Below are 22,959 nucleotides of genomic sequence, written 5' to 3'. Positions count from 1 at the left end.
GTATGAAGCTGGTCAATATTCATATCTCATGCATGCCTCGAAAATATATTCTCTGTGTCTGACGCTTATCAATAGCAATAAATACCACACCACAGCAAGAATATATTCTTTGTTTAAAAAATTTTTATAGCCTAATAACACAATACTTCAAATGATTTTTATAAAATTTAATATTGCTGAATACCTTCACAAAATGTATTGTTTTTATGTTAAAAAAGAAAAAGAAGATTAAATTAAAATTCATTATAAAACATAAAGATAAATAAAAAACCATCATGCGTTGTTAACCTGCCCCACCTCTCCTTAACACAAACTCCGTTATATTTCAGACGCACTAACACCTTTATCAATAGATCTTAATTTGCAGAAAGATTTTTTTCTGACTATATCATCTAATACGAAAGCACTAGTCAGGCACAAAAAACAAAGGGTTATTCGGCGAGAAAACCAGACCTCCACCTACGCTCATAAAAAGAATATGGCTACGGAAATTCATCTCTCACGATGAACGGGAAGGCTCGTCTACGCATTTTGCCCTGAACGTTGTGCCCGTTAATTAATACACAGAGCAAATCCATCAGGAGCTGATTTATGCGTCTACTCGCCGTGGTTTCGAAATTGACTGGTGTCTCCACCACTGTGGAATCCTCAGCGGTCACTCTTAACGCCCCGTCAATTGTTAAATTATCAGTGGCCCGGGAGGAAATTAGTCAACTTACGCGCATTAATCAGGATCTGGTAGTGAGGCTCCATTCCGGCGAAACGATCACGATTAAAAACTTTTACGTTACCAACGATCTGGGCGCAAGCCAGCTGGTACTGGCGGAAAACGATGGCACGTTATGGTGGGTGGAAAATCCGCAAGCCGGGCTACATTTTGAACAAATCGCTGATATTAATGAGCTGCTGGTCACTTCCGGCGCTTCCCATGAAGCAGGCGGCGCCGTTTGGCCGTGGGTACTGGCTGGCGCGGTGGCGGCTGGCGGCATTGCCGCTATCGCGTCTTCCGGCGGCGGCGATTCCCACCATCATTCGGATGGCGATAATCCGCCCCCCGATAACACCAATCCTGACGGTAATCCCCCTGATAACAGCAATCCCGGCGGCAGTAACCCTAACGGCAATACTCCAGGTAGCAGTAATCCTGTAGATACTACCCCGCCTCTCGCTCCCGGCGAATTATTGATTTCAGCGGACGGAAAAACGGTGAGCGGCGAGGCCGAAGCGGGCAGTCTCATTACCATCAAAGATCCCTCAGGCAACGTCGTTGGCGAGGGCAAAGCGGATAGCGACGGTAAATTTAGTATTGATCTGACAGCGCCACAGATTAGCGGCGAACAACTTACCGTGACCGCGACTGACGATGCCGGCAATACCGGCCCATCCGCAACCATTGATGCGCCCAACATTCCTCTCCCCGATACACCGGTTATCACCGCCGCTATCGATAATGCCGCTCCCCTCACCGGCACGCTGAGCAATAATCAGTTTACGAACGACAATACCCCCACTCTGGAGGGCACCGGCAGCGCAGGCACAGTCATCCATATTTACGCCAATGGTCAGGAAATAGGCTCAACAACAGTTGATACCAGCGGAAACTGGCATTTTGCCATTACCAGCGCGCTAGCGGATGGGGAAAATCATTTCACCGCCATTGCGACTAACGTTAAAGGCGAAAGTAGCGAATCAGCCCGCTTTACGCTGACTATCGACACACTCAGCCCCGATGCTCCACGCGTTGAACTGATGGCCGATAACACCGGTTTGCTCACCGGACCGCTACAGAATAATGACCGGACTGACGAGGCAAAACCGCTATTTTCCGGGCAGGGAGAGGCAGGCAATACCATCACGATTAAAGAGGGTTCAACCGTTATCGGCAGCGCTACCGTAGACGAAAATGGACGCTGGACCTTTACGCCGACTACGCCGTTAAGCGATGGCGAACATACCTTTACCGTCGAACAGAGCGACAAAGCCGGAAACGCAAGCCGCGTGACGACAACGCCTACTATCATTGTGGACACCACGCCGCCGGACGCCGCTATCATTGATAATGTCGCGAAAGACGGCACAACCGTTAGCGGCACCGCTGAAGCTGGCAGTACCGTGTCGATCTATGACCCGGCGGGAAATTACCTGGGCTCCACGATTACCGGAGAAAATAACCACTTCAGCATCACGCTGAATCCGGCCCAGACCCACGGCGAGCGTCTGGAAGCGCGTATTCAGGACGCCGTCGGTAACATCGGCCCCGCCACAGAGTTTACCGCTTCTGACTCACAGTATCCTGCCCAGCCGACTATCCTTACCGTGACGGATGACGCTGGCGCCGTTACCGGGCTGTTGAAAAATGGCGATGCCACAGATGATAACCGCCCAACCCTCAGCGGTACTGCTGAACCAGGCAGTACGATATCGATTAACGATAATGGCTTTCCTGTTCCGAGCTTTCCGCCCATTGTCGCTGACGCTGACGGCAAATGGAGCTTTACCCCCTCGCTGGCACTTGCCGATGGCGACCATGTCTTTACCGCTACCGCGACCAACGATCGCGGCACTAGCGGGCAGTCCGTCGCCTTTACCATTGATATCGACACGCAGCCGCCGGTGCTGGAAGGCCTGGCGGTTAGCGACGTCGGCGACAGACTCACCGGCACTACGGAAGCTGGCAGCACTGTGGTTATCAAAGATAGCCTGGGAAATACGCTCGGGAGTGGAACGGCAGGCGACGACGGCACCTTCTCAATAGGTATTAGCCCGGCGAAAATTAACGGTGAAACATTAAGCATTAGCGTTACCGATAAAGCCGCGAATAGCGGTCCGGTAGAAACGCTGAACGCGCCGGATAAAACTGCGCCTGCGGCACCGAACGGTCTTATCGTGGCGACCGACGGTCTGTCCGTAAGCGGTCAGGCGGAAGCCGGGGCAACGGTCACTATCCGCGACAGTAGCAATACCGTACTTGGCAGCGCCGTCGCTAACGGCAACGGACAATTTATCGTTCCGCTGAATGCGGCGCAGACTAACGGCCAGGCGCTTATCGCTACCGCCACCGATATAGCGAACAACGAAAGCGCCGCCGCGACGGTCGTCGCGCCGGACAGTACCGCGCCAGAAATGCCGAAAAACGTGGTAATTAGTGAGGATGGCGCCAGTATCAGCGGCACCGCCGAACCGGGTAGCTCCATTACGATCACCACGCCGGACGGCACGCCGCTCGGCAGCGGCAAAGCAGATGGCGAAGGTCATTTTACCCTTCCCCTCGCCCCCGCACAGACCAACGGCGAACAGGTTACCGTCACCGCCACCGACAGCGCCAACAACGTCAGCCCGCCAACTACAGCGCAAGCGCCCGATATCACCGCCCCGGATAAGCCCATTATCACCCAGGTGCTGGACGATGTTGAAAGCTTCACCGGGCCGCTGGTTAACGGACAAACCACCAATGACAACCGCCCCACCCTTAGCGGTACGGCGGAGGCTGGCGCGCGTGTCGAAATTTTTGATAACGGCGTTTCGCTGGGGCTCGCCACGCTACAGCCCAACGGCGGCTGGACGTTTACGCCGTCGCAAAATTTAGGTGAAGGCGCGCATCGACTGACCGTAATCGCAACCGACGCTAAAGGCAATGCCAGTCCGGCGGCGTCATTCGACCTGGTGGTCGATACGCAATCGCCGCAGCAACCGGTAATCACCTTCATTACAGATGATGCGCCGGGTATTCTCGGTAGCGTCGCGCATCTGGGGCTCACTAACGACAGCACGCCAACGATTAACGGTACAGGTGAACCAGGTTCCACAGTACACCTGTATCAGAATGGCGCCCGGATAGCGGATATTATCGTCGGTAATTCTGGCGTCTGGAGCTACGCTTACACCACGGCCTCGCCACTGGCGGACGACACCTACACCTTTACCGTGACGGCCAGCGACAGTAACGGCAACACCACGCCTTTTTCGACCGATTTTACGATTACCATTGATACCCAGGCCCCTGCCGCCCCCGGCGTTATCGGCGTAGCTGACGGCGACGGAAATACGATTGATACCAATCAGATTACCCAGGAATCCCAGCCCCGGTTGAGCGGTAGCGGCACCGCAGGCGACACAATCATCCTTTACGATAATGGCAATGCCATAGGTCAGGCGCTGGTCGGCACGGACGGGCGCTGGCAGTTTACGCCGCCTGCCGCGCTGGGCGACGGCGACCACCTTCTGACCGCTCGCGCCAACGATCCGGCGGGGAACGAAAGTCCGGAATCCATCAGCTTTACCCTACGCATCGATACCCAGGCGCCGGATGCGCCGCAGATCGTGTCAGCCGCCATCACAGGCGGAGAAGGCGAGGTGCTACTGGCAAACGGCAGTATTACCAATCAGCGTATGCCGACCCTCAGCGGCACCGGCGAACCCGGCGCCATCATCACCCTGTACAATAACGGCGTAGAACTGGCTACCGTCCAGGTCAATCCACAGGGTAGCTGGACCTATCCGCTAACCCGTAATCTGAGCGAAGGGTTAAACATCCTGACGGCCACCGCCACGGATGCCGCAGGCAATAGTAGCCCGACCTCCGGCGTTTTCTCCGTTACCCTTGATACCCAGCCTCCAGCGCAGCCTGACGCGCCGCTAATCAGCGATAACGTCGCGCCGATTATCGGCAACATCGGCAATAATGGCGCAACGAACGATACCACGCCGACCTTCAGCGGCACGGGAGAGATCGGCAGCACGATAATTCTCTACAATAATGGCAGTGAAATTGGTCGCACAACGGTAGGCGATAACGGTAGCTGGAACTTTACGCCTGCGGCACTGACGCCAGAAACCTATACCATTACCGTCACGGAAACCGATATAGCGGGCAATATCAGTCCACCTTCCGCCTCAGTCACTTTTACGCTAGACACCACTGCGCCCGCCAATCCGGTTATCACTTTTGCCGAAGATAACGTCGGCGAAGTCCAGGATACTATTGTCAGCGGCGCAACCACTGACGACAATACACCGGTCATTCACGGCACTGGCGACATCGGCAGCGTGATCACGCTCTATAATGGCAGTAGTGTCGTGGGCGTAGTCACCGTCGATGAGACCGGTACCTGGACGCTGCCGGTGACCAGCGCGTTGCCGGATGGCGTCTATACCCTGACCGCCATTGCCGCCGATGCCGCCGGAAACAGCAGCGGCGTATCGAACAGCTTTACCTTCACCGTCGACACCGTTCCGTTGCAGCCGCCCGTCGTCAATGAGATCCTCGACGATGTTGCACCAGTGACCGGGCCATTAACCGATGGCGCCTTTACTAACGATCGGACGCTGACTATTAACGGCAGCGGCGAAAACGGCAGCACCGTCACGATTTACGACAATGGCGTGGCAATCGGGACGGCGCTCGTTACCGACGGGGTCTGGACATTCAATACGTCCGAATTGTCAGAAGCCAGCCATGCGCTAACCTTCAGCGCGACTGACGATGCTGGAAATACCACGGCGCAAACCCAACCGATCACCATTACCGTGGATATCACCGCCCCGCCCGCGCCAACGATCCAGACGGTGGCCGATGATGGCACGCGCGTCGCCGGACTTGCCGATCCTTACGCTACCGTTGAAATTCATCATGCCGATGGCACCCTGGTCGGCAGCGCTGTCGCTAATGGCACCGGTGAATTCGTCGTCACGCTCAGTCCGGCGCAAACCGATGGCGGTACGCTGACGGCAATTGCTATCGATCGCGCGGGGAATAACGGCCCGGCTACGAATTTTCCTGCTTCCGACAGCGGTCTGCCCGCCGTCCCGGCCATCACGGCGATTGAAGATGATGTCGGGAGCATACAGGGGAATATTGCGGCGGGCGGCGCCACGGACGACACCATGCCGACGCTGCGCGGCACCACGGATATCGGCTCTACCGTTGAAGTTTTCATTGATGGCGATTCGGCAGGCTTTGCCACCGTTGACGCCAGCGGGAACTGGATCTTTGAGATCGCGACGCCATTAAGCGAAAGCACACATTACTTCACCGTCCAGGCAACCAATGCGAATGGCCAGGGCGGCCTGTCCGCACCGGTCGGGATCACTGTCGATCTTAGCGCGCCGGCGCAACCGGTTATTACCAGCGCAACGGATGATGTCCCCGGCATGACCGGTACGCTGGATAACGGCGCGCTCACCAATGATTCACGCCCGACGCTCAACGGAACGGGAGAAGCAGGCGCCACCATCCGCATTCTGGATAACGGCGTAGAAATCGGTTCCGCCACGGTAGATCAAAGCGGCAACTGGCGCTTCACCCCGAACGCGCCGCTGGAGAGCAACGCGCACATCTTTACCGCCGTAGCGACCGATCCCGCCGGCAATAGCGGCCAGCCTTCGGACGGCTTTACGCTGAACATTGACGCGCAGGCGCCAGATGTGCCGGTTATCACGTCCGTGATTGACGATAACAATCAACCGACCGTTCCGGTGTTACCGGGGCAATCCACCGACGATCGGCAGCCAATACTGAACGGAACTGGCGAACCTGGCGCGACAATCACCATTTTTGATAACGGTACGCCGCTTGGCACAGCTCAGGTAGGCGAAAACGGTAGCTGGACCTTCCCGGTGCCCCGCAATTTGTCAGAGGGAAGCCATAATCTGACGGTTAGCGCTACCGATCCGGCGGGCAATACCAGCGCGGTCTCCGCGCCGTGGACGATCGTAGTCGATATTACGCCTCCGGCGATCCCGGTTCTCACCTCCGTCGTGGATGACCAGCCCGGTATTACCGGCAACCTGGTTAGCGGGCAGCTAACGAACGATGCGACGCCCACCCTGAACGGGCGCGGAGAGGCTGGCGCGACGATTAATGTCTATCTTGACGGTAATCCCGCGTCCATCGGTACCACGACGGTGAATAGCGACGGCACGTGGAGTTTCACGCCGCAGACGCCGCTTGCAAACGGTAGCCACACGTTCACCCTTAGCGCCACCGATCCGGCGGGTAATAGCAGCGCGGTGTCCAGCGGATTTGTGCTGACGATTGACGCCACACCGCCCGCCGCGCCGGTTATCGCCAGCGTGGCAGACAATACGGCGCCGGTGACGGGCATCGTCCCCAACGGCGGCTCGACGAACGAAACCCGACCAACACTCTCGGGTACCGGTGAGGCGGGTACAACCATCTCGATTTATAATGGCAGCGCGCTGGTCGGCACGGCGCAAGTTCAGGCCAACGGTAGCTGGAGCTTTACGCCGTCTACTTCGCTGGGCGCGGGCGTCTGGAACCTGACGGCGACAGCAACCGATGCGGCAGGCAACACCAGCGCCGCGTCCGAAATACGCTCGTTTACTATTGATACCACGGCTCCCGCCGCGCCTGTTATTGATACGGTCTACGACGGTACGGGCCCCATTACCGGCAATCTGAGTTCAGGGCAGATCACAGACGAGGCGCGCCCTGTCATTAGCGGCACCCGTGAAGCCAACACAGCTATTCGTCTCTACGATAACGGCACGCTGCTGGCTGAAATTCCCGCCGACAATAGCAGTAGCTGGCGCTATACGCCTGATGCCTCTCTGGCGACGGGCAACCATGTAATTACCGTCATTGCCGTTGATGCCGCAGGCAACGCCAGTCCCGTTTCAGACAGCGTTAATTTCGTCGTCGATACCACGCCGCCGCTGACGCCGGTAATCACATCAGTCAGTGACGATCAGGCGCCAGGCCTCGGCACGATCGCGAACGGCCAAAATACCAACGATCCTACGCCAACCTTCAGCGGCACCGCAGAAGCCGGCGCCACGATTACGCTCTATGAGAATGGCACGGTCATTGGCACGACAACGGCTCAGCCTGACGGCGCGTGGAGCGTCTCCACCTCAACGCTGGCAAGCGGAACGCACGTCATCACCGCCGTCGCCACCGATGCCGCAGGAAACAGCAGCCCGAACAGTACAGCTTTCACCCTGACGGTCGATACCACCGCGCCGCAAACGCCAATCCTGACGTCCGTGGTGGATGACGTCGCGGGCGGGGTCACAGGAAATCTCGCTAATGGTCAGATAACCAATGATAACCGCCCCACGCTGAACGGCACTGCCGAAGCGGGCAGCGTGGTCACTATCTATGATGGCAACACTCTGCTTGGCGTCACCTCGGCTAACGCGGGCGGCGCGTGGAGCTTCACGCCGACGACAGGGTTAAACGACGGCACGCGCATATTAACAGTGACCGCCACCGACCCGGCAGGCAACGTTAGCCCGGCCACCAGCGGTTTTACTATCGTGGTCGATACCCTTGCGCCAACGGTTCCGCTTATAACCAGCATCGTTGATGATGTCCCGAACAATACCAGCGCCATTGGCAATGGACAATCGACCAACGACACACAGCCGACGCTCAACGGTACTGCGGAAGCCAACAGCGCGGTAAGCATCTTCGATAATGGCGCGCTGGTCGCGACCGTGAACGCCAATGCCAGCGGCAACTGGAGCTGGACGCCAACCGCCGCGCTCGGCCAGGGAAGTCACGCCTATAGCGTTAGCGCCGCCGATGCGGCTGGCAACGTTAGCGCCGCTTCGCCATCGATAACGATTATCGTGGATACCATTGCGCCCGGCGCGCCCGGCAACCTGGTCATCAATGCTACCGGTAATCGGGTGACGGGCACCGCGGAAGCAGGCAGTACAGTGACGATTACCTCTGATACTGGTGTGGTACTGGGAACCACCACCGCCGACGGTACAGGCAGCTTCACCGCCACACTCACGCCCGCGCAGACCAATGGTCAGCCGCTACTGGCATTTGCCCAGGATAAAGCAGGCAACACAGGCATTGCCGCCGGATTTACCGCGCCCGATACGCGTGTGCCGGAAGCACCGATCATCACCAACGTAGTAGATGATGTGGGTATTTATACCGGCGCTATCGCCAACGGCCAGGTCACTAATGACGCACAACCCACATTGAATGGTACCGCTCAGGCGGGCGCCACGGTGAGCATTTATAACAACGGGGCGCTGCTCGGCACCACCACGGCGAACGCCAGCGGAAACTGGAGCTTTACCCCGACAGGCAATTTGACCGAAGGCAGCCACGCCTTCACCGCCACCGCGACTAACGCCAACGGTACAGGCAGCGTCTCCAGCGCCGCGACGGTGATTGTCGATACGCTGGCGCCCGGTACGCCGTCAGGTACGCTCAGCGCCGATGGCGGTTCACTTTCCGGGCTGGCAGAGGCAAACAGCACCGTAACCGTCACGCTGACGGGGGGCGTGACGCTCACCACCACCGCTGGCAGCAACGGCGCATGGTCTCTCACCTTGCCGACAAAACAAATTGAAGGTCAACTCATTAACGTGACGGCGACTGACGCTGCGGGTAACGCCTCTGGCACGTTAGGCATTACCGCGCCGGTTCTGCCGCTGGCGGCAAGGGATAACATAACCAGTCTTGATCTGACCTCTACCGCCGTCACCAGCACGCAAAACTATTCGGATTACGGCCTGCTGCTGGTTGGCGCGCTTGGCAATGTCGCCTCGGTTTTGGGTAACGATACCACTCAGGTTGAGTTCACCATTGCTGAAGGTGGTACGGGCGACGTCACCATCGATGCCGCCGCAACGGGAATCGTGCTTTCGCTGCTCAGTACTCAGGAGATTGTGGTACAGCGCTACGACACCAGCCTCGGCGCCTGGACGACGATCGTCAACACCGCCGTTGGCGACTTCGCGAATTTGCTTACCCTGACCGGGAGCGGCGTTACCCTGAACCTGAGCGGCCTGGGCGAAGGCCAGTACCGGGTACTCACTTATAACACCAGTCTGCTCGCCACCGGGTCATATACCAGCCTGGATGTCGATGTACACCAGACCAGCGCAGGTATTATTAGCGGGCCAACCATCAGTACCGGCAACGTCATGGCTGATGATACCGCGCCGACGGGCACCACGGTCACCGCCATCACCAACGCCAACGGCGTCAGTACGCCGGTCGGCGCGGGCAGCGTGGATATCCTGGGGCAATACGGCACGCTGCACATTAATCAGGATGGCAGTTACACCTACACGCTGACTAAGCCCACGGCGGGATACGGACATAAAGAGAGCTTCACCTACACCATCACCCAGAATGGCGTCGGTAGCAGCGCCGCGCAACTGGTTATTAATTTGGGTCCCGCGCCTGTACCGGGCAGCGTGATAGCGACAGACAATAACGCCTCGCTGGTCTTTGATACTCACGTTAGCTACGTCAACAACGGCCCCTCGACACAAAGCGGCGTCACGGTATTAAGCGTCGGACTTGGTAATGTACTGAACGCGAATCTGCTTGATGATATGACTAATCCGATCATCTTTAACGTTGAAGAAGGCGCTACGCGAACCATGACGTTACAGGGAACCGTCGGCGGCGTCTCACTGGTTTCCACGTTCGATCTGTACGTTTATCGCTTTAACGATGCCATTCAACAATATGAGCAGTTCCGGGTGCAAAAGGGCTGGATTAACACCCTGCTGTTAGCCGGACAGTCCCAGCCGCTGACCCTGACGTTGCCTGGCGGCGAATACTTGTTCGTGCTGAATACCGCCAGCGGCATTAGCGTCCTCACTGGCTATACGTTGGCGATTTCCCAGGACCACACCTATGCCGTTGACAGTATCACCGCCAACACCGCCGGCAACGTACTGACCAATGATGTCGCCCCTACGGACGCCCTCCTCACTGAAGTAAACGGCGTGGCGATTGCGGCGACCGGCACGACGGAGGTAAACGGGCTGTATGGCTCGCTCATCATTGACGCAAGAGGCAACTATACCTACACGCTGAAGAACGGCGTCGGCGCCGACAGCATTAAAACGCCGGACAGCTTTATCTATACGGTCAAAGCGCCAAACGGCGATACCGATACGGCCTCGCTCAATATCACGCCAACCGCCAGGGCGCTGGATGCGATTAATGATGTCAGCGATACCCTTAGCGTCGCCACGCTTCAGGATACCGCTGCCTGGCTGGACTCCAGCGTCGGCAGCGCCAGTTGGGGGCTACTCGGCAAATCGGGCAGCGGGAGCGGCACCTTTGACGTTGCAACGGGCACCGTACTTAAAGGCGCGTCACTGGTCTTTGATGTCTCCACGCTCATTACGCTGGGCAATCTGAATATTAGCTGGGCCATTCAGGAGAACGGGACCGTCATACGCAACGGAACCGTTCCGGTGGCGAATATCACGCTGGGCAGCGCGATGGTGACCGTTAACCTGAGCGGCCTGGAGCTGGATGCCGGAACGTACACGCTTAACTTTACCGGCACCAATACCCTGGCCGGGGCGGCGACGATCACGCCACGTGTCATCGGCACCACTGTCGATCTGGATAATTTTGAAACGTCCGGAACGCATACCGTTCTCGGCAATATTTTTGACGGCAGCGATGCGGCGGGGGCGATGGATCAGCTTAATACGGTGAATACCCGCTTGAGCATTAGCGGGTATAACGGCAGCGCCGCCACGCTGGACGCCGCGGCGAATACCACCAGCGCCACGATTCAGGGACATTACGGCACATTGCAAATTAACCTTGATGGCGCCTACACCTACACCCTGAATAATGGCGTCGCGATGTCGTCCATCACCAGTAAAGAGGTCTTTACCTATCAACTGGATGACAAGATGGGTCATACGGATAGCGCCACATTGACCATTGATATGGCGCCGCAAATCGTCAGTACCAACCAAAACGATGTTCTCATCGGCTCCGCCTATGGCGATACGCTGATTTACCATCTGTTAAACGGCGCGGACGCGACCGGCGGCAACGGCGTCGATCGCTGGCAAAACTTCTCTACCGCGCAGGGCGACAAGATCGATATCCACGAACTGCTGACCGGCTGGGATCACCAGGCGGTGACGCTGGGTAACTTTGTTCAGGTTCATACCAGCGGCGCCAATACGGTGATATCCGTCGATCGCGACGGCGCCGGCAGCGCGTTTAAATCAACTGACCTTGTCACTCTGGAGAATGTGCAGCTTACGCTAAATGATCTGTTGCAGAACAACCACCTGATAACCGGCGGTTGATAAAAAAGCCCCGAACGCCACGACGTTCGGGGCAACAAGCGGTGATATTTAAAAGGGATAAACTATGGGAAGAGTCGCGCCTGTCGCCATCGTACTGGCATTTGCTTTGTTTCATCACCAGCCCCGGGGAGCAGAAGCGCCGCCAATGATTACATCCGAAGGATTAGCAACGGACCAGATGCTTCCTTCGCTGGATGGCTCCGCCGCTGAGTTGCCGCTCAGCGCCGCCGCGCCGGGCAACCTGACGCTTAATGACGCGGTCAATCACGCCGTTAGCTGGCATCCTTCTATTCGCGAAGCCGTCGGCAAACTGCTCGCACAGAATGAACAAATAGAGGTCGCCAAATCGAAATATTATCCGCAAGTCAGCGCTGGTGTGAACAATGGGTACAGCAATACCTACACCGATCACGGGTATAGTCCCTCGCTGGTGCTGTCGGTATCGCAAATGCTTTATGACTTCGGCAAAGTGGCAAGCCAGGTTCGCGCCGAAACCGCAGGCGCAGCGCAGCAACAGGCCAATGTGCTGCTCAGTATTGATACCGTCGCGCACGAAACCGCCAACGCTATTGTACAAACGCAGAGCTGGCAGCAAATGGTAGACGCGGCGGAAGAACAGCTCGTCGCGCTGGACAGCATCGGTAAACTTATCCGGCAGCGCAGCGATGAAGGCGCTACGTCGCTCTCTGACGTAGTGCAAACCGAAGCCAGAATCGAATCCGCCCGCTCGCAACTGGCGCAGTATCAGGCCAATCTCGACAGTGCGAAAGCCTCACTGATGAGCTGGCTGGGCTGGAATTCGCTTAACGGCATCAATAATGACTTCCCGGCGAAACTTGCTCGCAGCTGTGAGACGGCGACTCCCGACGATCGACTGGTGCCCGCGGTACTGGCCGCCTGGGCGCAGGCCAACGTTGCGCGGGCGAATCTGGACTATGCCAGCGCGCAAATGACGCCGACGATTTCGCTCGAACCTTCCGTACAACATTATCTTAATGATAAATATCCCAGTCATGAAGTGCTGGATAAAACCCAGTATTCCACCTGGGTGAAAGTTGAGATGCCGCTTTACCAGGGCGGAGGGCTGACCGCCCGACGCAACGCCGCCAGCCATGCGGTAGACGCGGCTCAGTCGACCATTCAGCGCACCCGGCTTGATGTCCGCCAGAAACTGATGGAGGCGCGCAGCCAGGCAATGAGTCTTGCCAGCGCGTTACAAATCCTTCGTCGGCAACAGCAGCTTAGCGAACGTACGCGCGAACTGTATCAGCAGCAATACCTTGACCTCGGTTCCCGCCCGTTGCTCGACGTGCTTAATGCGGAGCAGGAAGTTTACCAGGCGCGTTTTGCCGAACTGCAAACGGAAAGCCAGTTGCATCAGTTGCAACTGAACTGTCTGTATAACACCGGCGCGCTTCGTCAGGCGTTCGCGTTAAATCATCGCAGCATTCAATCCGTGGAGATCCAGCCATGACCCGCGCCGCCCCCGATGTAGAAGAGGTACTCAGTGAGCGCGCGCTAAGCCAATGGGCGCAGGCCATCAGCTATGTCGCCGGTCATTATCGCGTTGCCTGTTCTCCCGGTTCAATTCAGGCCAACGCCCCGTGGTTTAGGGGTAAAAGCAGAACGACCGCCTTAACGCAGCTCGCGCGGCAGGCGGGTTTATCCTTTCATGCGCCGGACATAGACAAAACGGCATTTAGTCAGTGGCGATTGCCGTTGGTTGTCGAGCTCCGGGACGGGCAGTTATTGGTCATCGAACATGTTAATGGCGAAGAGGCGGCGGACGTTTTTGTGATTGAAGAAGAAGGTCAGCGTAACCGCCTGACGTTCAGCGAGTTATTGCCGGAGATCCCCTATGTTGCCGCGCTACGCCCGCTATCGGCACTCAAGGATAGCCGCGTCGATCGCTATATCTCCCGCTTTAAACCCGACTGGATGCGCGAGCTGGTTCTGCAGGATATTCGCCCTTATTTACCGGTAATGGTCGCCGCCTTTCTGATTAACGTGCTGTCGCTGGCCGGGATTGTGTTCTCTATGCAGGTTTACGATCGGGTGATCCCCGCTCAGTCATATCCTACCCTGTACGTGCTCTCCTTCGGCGTGCTGGTAGCGGTGCTGTTCGGTTTTCTGCTGCGTGAAGCGCGTACGCACATTATGGACGTGCTCGGTAAACGCGCCGATATGCGCATTTCCGATCGGGTATTCGGTCATGCGTTAAGGCTGCGCAACAGCGCTATCCCCCGTTCCACCGGCAGTTTTATCTCGCAGTTACGCGAACTGGAGCAGATCCGCGAGATGATTACCTCTTCAACGCTGGCGACCATTGTCGATCTGCCTTTCTTTTTCCTGTTTATGATAGTCCTGGCGATTATTGCCCCACCGCTGGCATGGATAGCGCCCGTGGCGGCTCTGCTGATGATCCTGCCGGGCGTGGCACTGCAAAAAAAACTGGCTGTCCTCGCCAACCAGGCCGCCCACGAAGCGACGCTACGCAATGCAGTCTTGGTCGAAAGCGTTCAGGGGCTGGAAGATATTAAACTGATGCAGGCGGAGAACCGTTTTCTTCAGCAGTGGAATAGCTATATCCGTATTACCGGCGAGTCGGGCCTACGCACCCGCAAACTCACGCAAGGGCTTATCAGTTGGGGGATGTCGGTACAAAGTCTGGTGTATGCCGCGGTGATTATGTTCGGCGCGCCGATGGTCATTGAAGGCAGTATGACTACCGGCGCCGTGGTCGCCGCGTCGATGCTCGGCTCGCGGATGATCGCGCCAATGGCTAACCTGTGCGGCGTGCTGGCGCGCTGGCAGCAGGTGAAAGCGGCAAAGATGGGTCTCGACAACATTATGCAACTGCCCACCGAGACACAGCATGACGATAGCCTGATACACCGCGACATCCTCCACGGGCATTACCTCTTTGAAAACGCTCAGTTTCGTTACCATAACGACGATCAACGCATACCGCTGCGCCTCGTACGTCTGGAGATCATGCCAGGCGAGCGGATTGCGATACTGGGGCGTAACGGCGCGGGTAAATCCACACTTTTACAGGCGATGGCGGGCGGCCTGGAGATGATTCAGGGAGATGCCCGGCTTGATAATCTCAGCTTGTCGCACATCGATATGGCGGATTTACGCCGCAACATCGGCTTTCTTAGCCAGAACGCGCGGCTTTTCTTCGGCACCCTACGAGAGAACCTGACGCTCGGCGCGCCGCACGCCAACGATGAACAGATTTTTGACGCGCTCGAAGTCAGCGGCGGCGCCGTCTTCGTCAGGCGGCTGGCAAAAGGGTTGGATCATCCCATTATGGAGGGTGGTAACGGCCTGTCCGGTGGGCAGCGTCAGTCCCTGTTGCTGGCGAGAATGCTGCTGCGCTCCCCCAATATTGTGCTACTTGACGAACCCAGCGCCTCGCTGGACGAGCATACGGAACGAGAGTTTATTCAGCGGTTACATCAGTGGCTTGGCAATCGTACCCTGGTCGTCGCGACGCACCGGGTACCAATACTGGAGCTGGTTGAGCGTGTCGTTGTCCTGAAAGAAGGACAACTGGTGATGGATGCGCCAAAAGCGCAGGCGCTTAACGCGGATCGGATGCAAAGTCACCGTCGGGAGTGGAAAAATGAAAATCAATCAGCATGATGCCGCGATGGACGATCCCGATATTCAGCGTGAACGGGCGTTTTCCGGCGCGGGTCGTATTGTTCTGATCTGCTCACTGTTATTTCTCATTCTCGGCATCTGGGCGTGGTTTGGCCGACTGGATGAGGTTTCAACCGGCAACGGGAAAGTGATCCCCAGTTCACGCGAACAGGTTCTGCAGTCGCTGGATGGCGGCATTCTGGCGCAGTTGACGGTGCGGGAAGGCGACAGAGTTCAGGCTAACCAGATTGTCGCCCGGCTTGATCCGACGCGTCTGGCGTCCAATGTGGGTGAAAGTGCGGCAAAATATCGCGCTTCACTCGCCTCCAGCGCACGGTTAACTGCGGAAGTCAGCGACTTACCTCTCGCCTTCCCCGCTGAGCTGAACGGCTGGCCGGATCTGATTGCCGCAGAGACGCGTCTCTATAAAAGCCGCCGCGCGCAGCTGGCCGATACCGAAGCTGAGCTACGGGATGCGCTGGCGTCGGTTAATAAAGAGCTGACCATTACCCAGCGGCTGGAGAAAAGCGGCGCGGCCAGTCATGTTGAAGTGCTACGCCTGCAACGACAAAAAAGCGATTTAGGCTTAAAAATTACCGATCTGCGCTCACAATATTATGTGCAGGCACGCGAAGCGTTATCGAAAGCGAACGCTGAGGTCGATATGCTCTCCGCCATTTTAAAAGGACGCGAGGATTCCGTCACCCGCCTCACCGTACGTTCGCCGGTTCGCGGCATTGTTAAAAATATCCAGGTCACGACGATTGGCGGCGTGATCCCGCCTAACGGCGAGATGATGGAGATAGTGCCGGTAGACGATCGTCTGTTGATTGAAACCCGCCTTTCGCCGCGTGATATCGCCTTTATTCATCCCGGCCAACGCGCATTGGTTAAAATTACTGCTTACGATTACGCCATTTACGGCGGGCTTGACGGCGTGGTGGAGACCATTTCACCGGACACCATTCAGGATAAAGTGAAACCGGAAATTTTCTACTATCGCGTGTTTATCCGCACCCACCAGGACTATCTACAAAATAAATCAGGACGCCGTTTTTCGATTGTTCCAGGCATGATCGCCACGGTGGATATCAAAACCGGTGAAAAAACCATTGTCGACTATTTAATCAAACCGTTTAATCGCGCGAAAGAAGCGCTGCGCGAGCGGTAAATCGTTGAAGATAAGAAGATACGGGGGCTGGTCACGCGTGTCACAAGTCTGTTATACTTACCTTACACATTGGGGCTGATTCTGGATTCGACGGGATTTGCGAAACCCAAGGTGCATGCCGAGGGGCGGTTGGCCTCGTAAAAAGCCGCAAAAAAATAGTCGCAAACGACGAAAACTACGCTTTAGCAGCTTAATAACCTGCTTAGAGCCCTCTCTCCCTAGCCTCCGCTCTTAGGACGGGGATCAAGAGAGGTCAAACCCAAAAGAGATCGCGCGGATGCCCTGCCTGGGGTTGAGGCGTTAAAACGAATCAGGCTAGTCTGGTAGTGGCGTGTCCGTCCGCAGGTGCCAGGCGAATGTAAAGACTGACTAAGCATGTAGTACCGAGGATGTAGGAATTTCGGACGCGGGTTCAACTCCCGCCAGCTCCACCAAATAAAACAATGGGTTACGTGAAAACGTAGCCCCTTTTTCTTTGGTAGTGGCGACAAAATGGCGGCAAGCATTTATCGATTAAAGGACTACAGATATGAATAAACCTCTAATAGCCTTATTGCTCATCACCAGCTTCAGCGCATCTGCTGACAAAATCCCATCTTCTATCCAAAACCTGATTGCTGTTTACGATACCAGGACGCACAGCCTAGAAGATGGTGGGCTGACTATCAGATATAACAAACGACTTTTGCTGGTAGATGCAGCTGAATCGATGTTCCAAGGCATCTGTAATGATTATTATATGAACAAGTGGAAACCTGGCACGATCAAGAGAATTACACTTCTTAATGTCACTAGCGATCAGGGCTTTGAAATCAATGCTGGAGGGGATGAGTGTAGAAAAGCTGGCACAATGAAAGACGAGCAGGCGCGCACCTATAGAACCAGCTTTATTAAACCTCTTCAATAATGAAGTTTAATGAAACCCATGATTTTCTTTGGTTTCTTGCGGCATTCCTCCCTTGTCTTTTTGAGTAAGAATGCCATCAACTTACCTTAAAAATTCATGTGCCCTTGCCCACTCACTGTTGGATGTGGAGGAGCGTTATTTACCAATGCTGGCGTAACTATAAAGCGCACTACCGTTTCATGGGTGACAAAGGTGCTACCACAGTTAATGTTCTGGCACTGGCAGTAACGCTCTTTTGTGCTGTCCGTAACCTGAAAGCTGCTCCTAGTGTGCGCTGAGTGTCCACACTTTGGACAATTCATCATTTTGAGTTTCTCCGCCGCCATTAAGTTCTCAATAATGATACACAAGAAATTATTATTGAGAACTTATTTATTCTATTTCTAAATCATCAATCTTTACTTCTAGCTCCAGACTGGTAGTAAAACCATTATCCGGGCTGACCGTATGCGTCAACGTTGTAATGGTCCATTCGGCATCGTCGATAGGCTGCTTAAAACCGCTCACCTTTACTGGCATTTCGGTGTAGAGATCTGCCCGCCCCTCTGCGAGCTGCAGGGAGAAAGACGCAACACCACGTTGCAGGCGCTCCCATTGCATTTTTGCCGCACGCTCAGCGTTGCCGCGGTTGGCGTAGGTACGATTAAGAACCAGCACGTTTTCATCCGTTCCCACCAGATAATCACCCTGTTTTGCTTCCGGCTCTTTGGGTGTGGCGACTTTCTTGTGACGGCGCTTTACCTGCGTTGTTTCTTTCTTCTTTGGTTCACGTGTATGCAGCCAACTGGCAATAACGCCCGTATACGCGCCACGATCAGCCAAGGTAAAACGATGACCGTCACCGGCTTTGCGCGTGATAGTGATAACCGGCAGCGGCTTGCCGCTCGCCGTTCTTCCCTGTCCCTGCCGGATAAACAGCAGGTTCCCGTCCTTAACGGAAGCAATCGCCCCATACTGTCTCGCCAGTTTCATCAGAAAACTTGCATCGCTTTCATTGGTCTGGTCCATATGATCCAGCACCTTATCCGTCAGGTCTTTACCCAGCGCCACTTTGAGGTTATGCCGGGCGGCGATTTCCTTTACCACCTCCCCCACCGTTGTCTGATGCCATGATTTTTCGCGCCGGGTATTGAGGGTTTCACGGAAATCAGCGCTACGGGCACAGATAGTCAGACGATCAGGAGCACCGCTGTGCTCAATCTCATCTACCGTAAATGCCCCTTTTGGGAAAAGCGGCTGGCCCTTCCACCCCAGCGCCAGTTGAATAACGGCACCACGTCGCGGCAGAACGATCTGCCCGTCGGCGTCGTCCAGCTCCAGATCAAGCTGGTCAGCCTCAAAACCCCGGTTATCGGTCAGCGTCAGACTCATCAGGCGCGCATCCAGCGCGGTGGTCACGTCCTTACCTTCAATAGTGATACTGAAAGCCGGGCTTCTGCTGTTCAGGCCAAAAAGATCAGAGCTAAAATTCACTGCAGCAACCCTCCAACCGTATTTTTAATATTACCTATCGCAGACGTTGCAGAGTCCTGCAGGTTACTGAGCTGATCGCTGAGACTGCCGAACATATCAGACAGCGACTCATCAACCCTTTTCAGGGTCAGCGTAAACTCAATACGGCGAGACATTCCGCTTTCAAAAAACTCTGTTTTTGTCTGACTCAGGCTCTCGATCACAAACATGCCGTAAATGGTCCCACTTCCCTCAATCAGGGGCCATGCTTTGCCAAGCTCTGCCATTTGCTCAAGTGCCAGCAATGACAGCCTGCCGCCGGTGACTTCCGGCAGCAGTACGCCAGATAACGTCAGCGGGTCATTATCCGGGCCAAGAAACTGCGTTGATGGTCGCCGGTTCACCCGACTGTTGGCGGCGTGTCGCCAGCTTCGCTGATACTGCAGCTCCTGATATGGCACTGTACGCAGCATGAAGACATATAACCCCAGTACCATCATCATTATTCATATCCCCCTTGATCACTGAAATTACTGCGTGCTTTAGCCCTGGTCTTGCGCTCGCGTTCGTCAAGCTGTCGGGCAACTTCACGGGCAATATCCTGCGCACTCTGCCCTGGCTGAGCATAGATAGTGATCGGCGCGTGAGTTTCAAAGTGCATCACTGGCGGCGCGCTGGCAGATTTCGCAGGCTGGCTTTGTTTATATGCCGCAGTAGGCAGACTGTAAGGATGTAGTGGAGCAGCCTCTGCAGGCGCTGCCGCTACGCCCATGACACCTGCAACGATGGAAGCCAACGCGGCAGTGCGCCGCCTACTGGTCACTTTTGCGGGGCCGTTCACAATTTCAGGGCCGTTCTCCCCAACAATACCGAACTGACCGCGCGGAATAATCCCACCGCTGTCATACATCCCGGCAAACGGAACAGCAGCAGCCGCTGCGCCACCAACCACCTGCACCTGTGCTTTGTCTTGTGTTTTATTATTTTCAGTCATCCAGTCAGGCAGATAATCGGTGACTGAGGAAAGCTTGCTTTTGAGTGTCTCCCATTTGGCATTAATTCCATCGAGAATGCTGTCAATAATGGCGCTGCCCGTGTCCTGAAACTTCGCAGGAAGCGCGGAAACATCAGCCAGGATCGCATTCCATTTATCACTGATAGATTGTCTGATATTGGCCCACGCCTCAGAAACGCCAGATTTTATTGCATCCCAATTTTTAGCTATTAATCCCGGCAAGGTATAATTAAAGAACAGTGACTTAATCCCCTCCCACGCGGCGCTGGCCTTTTCTTTAATCCAATCCCATGCCGTACCTGTGGCATTACATACGGCATCCCACATGGCCTTGAACTTTGGCCCAAGCGTGTCCCAGTTCTGCCAGATATAAATAGCACCAGCGGCGATCAGCCCTATGACAGCCAGTATAGGGTTTGCAAACATCAATCGGCCCAGCCATAAAACTGATTTCCCGAGCCCTCCCAGCGCAGCACGAACCAAGCCACCCACCGACGCAAACTTCAGGCCCAACATGCCCGCGCTCACTCTGATGATTGCCATCGGACCAAGGATTGATGCCAGCGCCAAAGAGATAGCCCCTACAGCCGTTGCAGCAACGGCAAATCCTGCAGCCATCTTGAATAAGGCAGACGTAAGCGAGGGATGGCGTTTAACAAAACCGTCCAAACGAGAGGCTAACTCCCCCAGCCAATCGGCGAGGTTCTTTAATGCAGGTGCTACGGTTTCACCAATACTCGCCATCGCATTAGTGAATGTCCCGGTAGCAGCCTCCCATTTATTCCCCAGGGTGTTCAGCGATGCATCAACACGCTCCCTAAGCGATGCCTGATTTTCAAGCTTTGCTGCAGTTTCTCTATATCCTTCAATCCCTTTAGATAGCATAATGTTCAGCGCTTGTAGCGTTTCCGCATCATTGCCAAACAAATCTTTCATGGTTGCCATTTGGGTTTCTGGATTTAATTTTTTAAGTTTCTCCAGCTGGGCATACATATTTTCCAGACCACCAAACCCACCCTTCCCGTCAGAGAAGTTGAATTTAATACCCGCGCCCTTTTCTTTCAGGTCATCGTTAACCGCCTTAATATTGTCAGCATCCAGAGCGGCCTGAAAAATCTTTCGGTATGCATTACCGGCAGACTCACCAGCCATACTCCCCTGATCAGCCATAACCAACAAAGGCGCGAAAGTTTTGACCGCTTCCAACCCCTTCTTATTGATGATATTCATCGCGCTGCTGATTTTTGAGAAACCCTGCAGCATATTTCCTGAATCTACCCCCGCGTAGAATCCTTTCTGGATCACGTCCATCAGATTCATCATGTCTTTTTCGGAGGTCTGAGTAGCATCTTGTAACTTAGCCGCAAACTCAGCTGCTGCAGTGGGAGCCATCTGTAACTGCACGCCAAGATAAGCTGCTGACTCTCCCAAGCCTCCCAGGATGACCTGCGCCGACATACCCTGACGGCGTAGCATAGTCATCATGTTCTGAAAGTCGGCTGTTGTTCCCGGCAGCTTATCACCCAAAGCAACTGCAAGCCGGTTAATTTTTTCAAATTCAGGCGCTACCTTTCCGCCCGGCCCCATCATGGAACCGGCGAGTTGATTCGCTGCATTTTCTGATTCTGAATAGGCTTTTACTGGAGCCAGCAACGTCATGCCAGTAGTTACCCCAGCCGCCATCGCCCCTGCACCATTACCTGCCAGAGAGTTCCTTAACTCGCGGGTCTTTTCAGCCTTGGCTTTGATGGCGTTGAGCTTTCGCTGACGCTCGCCAACTTCACGCAGCCTGCGCTCCTGCTCAGCCAACTGTCGGTTATACCGCTCAGTTTCTCGTGCAATCCGTGCCGTCTCACGCGCTCCGCCCCCAGCAGATAACCCCAGCCGATAAAGCTCAGCTCTGGCTGCCGCCATCTGGCGAGTTTCCTGTTGCTGTTTTTGTTCAAGACGTGAAACAGCACGCCACTGAGCTTCAAGCGCCTGCGTTTGTTTTTTTGTCGGGGATTCCAAAGAAGACATTTCGCGCGTCATCATTTGAGCGCGTAGCCTCGCCTGATCCAGTTCGGCACCAGTACGGCTAACACTTTGAGTTAGCTGATCGAAAGATTTAAGCTGACCTCCAGCATCACTCAGCTTTTTAATCTGATCGCGGGTTTGTCTAATAGCTGATGCCAGCTCCTTAGAGCCAGCCTGTGCATTTTTAAATGGGCGGGTTAACTTATCCACCGCCCCCAGAACTACCTGCAGTCGCAGGTTATTATCACTCATCGCTGGCCCCGCTTCTCTGAATTGCCTTATGCCGCCACTCCAGCACATCAGTCAGCGGCATAACGTCAGTGATGGACGGCGACCAGTGAAAGATGGTGGCAATGTCTGCCACCAGATCATCAACCGTCAGGTTGTCGGCAAATCGGCAAGCACCGACTTCGGCAACAAAAAAGTCACCACCTCTACAGCCATTGCTGTCAGATCGGCGGGGTCCAGCTCTGCCATTTCCTGCGCGGTCAGCGTCGGGGAAGAGATTCGCGGGATCACAGTCATCATCGCGCCCACGTCCATATCCATAATGGCCTGCAGACGGGTGCCACGCAGCGCGCCGGACTGAGGCTTGCGCAGCACAATTTCGGTAATTTCAGTTTTACCGCGCATGATGGGGGTATCCAGTTTTACGGTCTTTTCAGTCAGCTTGTCGCTCAT

Annotated in this window: 11 protein-coding genes and 1 other RNA gene; 6 read left to right on the top strand and 6 right to left on the bottom strand. The window is 55.4% G+C overall.

The window, feature by feature from the left end:
• Positions 1–591: 591 nt before the first annotated feature.
• From bapA to J4685_RS09165, 6 genes are all read left to right on the top strand, one after another.
• Complete coding sequence (bapA, locus tag J4685_RS09190; protein ID WP_001237661.1) at positions 592–12,066, top strand: biofilm-associated protein BapA; 11,475 nt, start codon at positions 592–594, stop codon at positions 12,064–12,066.
• Positions 12,067–12,130: 64 nt separating this feature from the next.
• A complete protein-coding gene (locus J4685_RS09185; RefSeq protein WP_000533854.1) occupies positions 12,131–13,540 on the top strand; it encodes a TolC family outer membrane protein in 1,410 nt (469 codons plus the stop codon).
• Complete coding sequence (locus J4685_RS09180; RefSeq protein WP_000196157.1) at positions 13,537–15,717, top strand: type I secretion system permease/ATPase; 2,181 nt, start codon at positions 13,537–13,539, stop codon at positions 15,715–15,717. The genes J4685_RS09185 and J4685_RS09180 overlap by 4 nt, the downstream gene beginning before the upstream one ends.
• A gap of 7 nt (positions 15,718–15,724) precedes the next feature.
• Positions 15,725–16,888: an HlyD family type I secretion periplasmic adaptor subunit gene (locus tag J4685_RS09175; protein ID WP_000342601.1), complete on the top strand. Its 1,164-nt coding sequence runs from the start codon at positions 15,725–15,727 to the stop codon at positions 16,886–16,888.
• A 71-nt stretch (positions 16,889–16,959) separates the two neighbouring features.
• Positions 16,960–17,322, top strand: a transfer-messenger RNA (tmRNA) gene (gene ssrA, locus J4685_RS09170).
• A 95-nt stretch (positions 17,323–17,417) separates the two neighbouring features.
• Complete coding sequence (locus J4685_RS09165) at positions 17,418–17,795, top strand: hypothetical protein (protein WP_001039750.1); 378 nt, start codon at positions 17,418–17,420, stop codon at positions 17,793–17,795.
• An 86-nt stretch (positions 17,796–17,881) separates the two neighbouring features.
• Here J4685_RS09165 and J4685_RS09160 read toward each other — a convergent pair whose 3' ends face one another.
• The 6 genes from J4685_RS09160 to J4685_RS09135 all read right to left on the bottom strand — a co-directional run bounded on the left by J4685_RS09160 (position 17,882) and on the right by J4685_RS09135 (position 22,959).
• A complete protein-coding gene (locus J4685_RS09160; RefSeq protein WP_001775272.1) occupies positions 17,882–18,100 on the bottom strand; it encodes an ogr/Delta-like zinc finger family protein in 219 nt (72 codons plus the stop codon).
• A 67-nt stretch (positions 18,101–18,167) separates the two neighbouring features.
• Positions 18,168–19,268: a phage late control D family protein gene (locus J4685_RS09155; protein ID WP_001011749.1), complete on the bottom strand. Its 1,101-nt coding sequence runs from the start codon at positions 19,266–19,268 to the stop codon at positions 18,168–18,170.
• Positions 19,265–19,750, bottom strand: a complete 486-nt coding sequence (locus J4685_RS09150) for a phage tail protein (RefSeq protein ID WP_000980405.1) — start codon at positions 19,748–19,750, stop codon at positions 19,265–19,267. Before J4685_RS09150 ends, J4685_RS09155 begins: the two co-directional genes overlap by 4 nt.
• A complete protein-coding gene (locus tag J4685_RS09145; protein WP_001282813.1) occupies positions 19,750–22,530 on the bottom strand; it encodes a phage tail tape measure protein in 2,781 nt (926 codons plus the stop codon). The genes J4685_RS09150 and J4685_RS09145 overlap by 1 nt, the downstream gene beginning before the upstream one ends.
• Entirely contained in the window at positions 22,523–22,642 is a 120-nt protein-coding gene (locus J4685_RS09140; RefSeq protein ID WP_000763315.1) for a GpE family phage tail protein, read from the bottom strand. The genes J4685_RS09145 and J4685_RS09140 overlap by 8 nt, the downstream gene beginning before the upstream one ends.
• Before the next feature lie 14 nt (positions 22,643–22,656).
• Positions 22,657–22,959, bottom strand: a complete 303-nt coding sequence (locus J4685_RS09135) for a phage tail assembly protein (RefSeq protein WP_001280965.1) — start codon at positions 22,957–22,959, stop codon at positions 22,657–22,659.

This window comes from Salmonella sp. 32100201201700099SM, from assembly GCF_017572645.1.
Taxonomy (GTDB): domain Bacteria; phylum Pseudomonadota; class Gammaproteobacteria; order Enterobacterales; family Enterobacteriaceae; genus Salmonella; species Salmonella enterica.
Note: the sequence above shows the minus strand (reverse complement) of the source record. Positions and strands in the feature narration are given on the sequence as shown.

Coding starts and splice junctions, on each gene's coding strand:
- bapA (WP_001237661.1), top strand. CDS start 592: ATGCGTCTACTCGCCGTGGTTTCGAAATTGACTGGTGTCTCCACCACT.
- J4685_RS09185 (WP_000533854.1), top strand. CDS start 12,131: ATGGGAAGAGTCGCGCCTGTCGCCATCGTACTGGCATTTGCTTTGTTT.
- J4685_RS09180 (WP_000196157.1), top strand. CDS start 13,537: ATGACCCGCGCCGCCCCCGATGTAGAAGAGGTACTCAGTGAGCGCGCG.
- J4685_RS09175 (WP_000342601.1), top strand. CDS start 15,725: ATGGACGATCCCGATATTCAGCGTGAACGGGCGTTTTCCGGCGCGGGT.
- J4685_RS09165 (WP_001039750.1), top strand. CDS start 17,418: ATGAATAAACCTCTAATAGCCTTATTGCTCATCACCAGCTTCAGCGCA.
- J4685_RS09160 (WP_001775272.1), bottom strand. CDS start 18,100: ATGATGAATTGTCCAAAGTGTGGACACTCAGCGCACACTAGGAGCAGC.
- J4685_RS09150 (WP_000980405.1), bottom strand. CDS start 19,750: ATGATGATGGTACTGGGGTTATATGTCTTCATGCTGCGTACAGTGCCA.
- J4685_RS09145 (WP_001282813.1), bottom strand. CDS start 22,530: ATGAGTGATAATAACCTGCGACTGCAGGTAGTTCTGGGGGCGGTGGAT.
- J4685_RS09135 (WP_001280965.1), bottom strand. CDS start 22,959: ATGAGCGACAAGCTGACTGAAAAGACCGTAAAACTGGATACCCCCATC.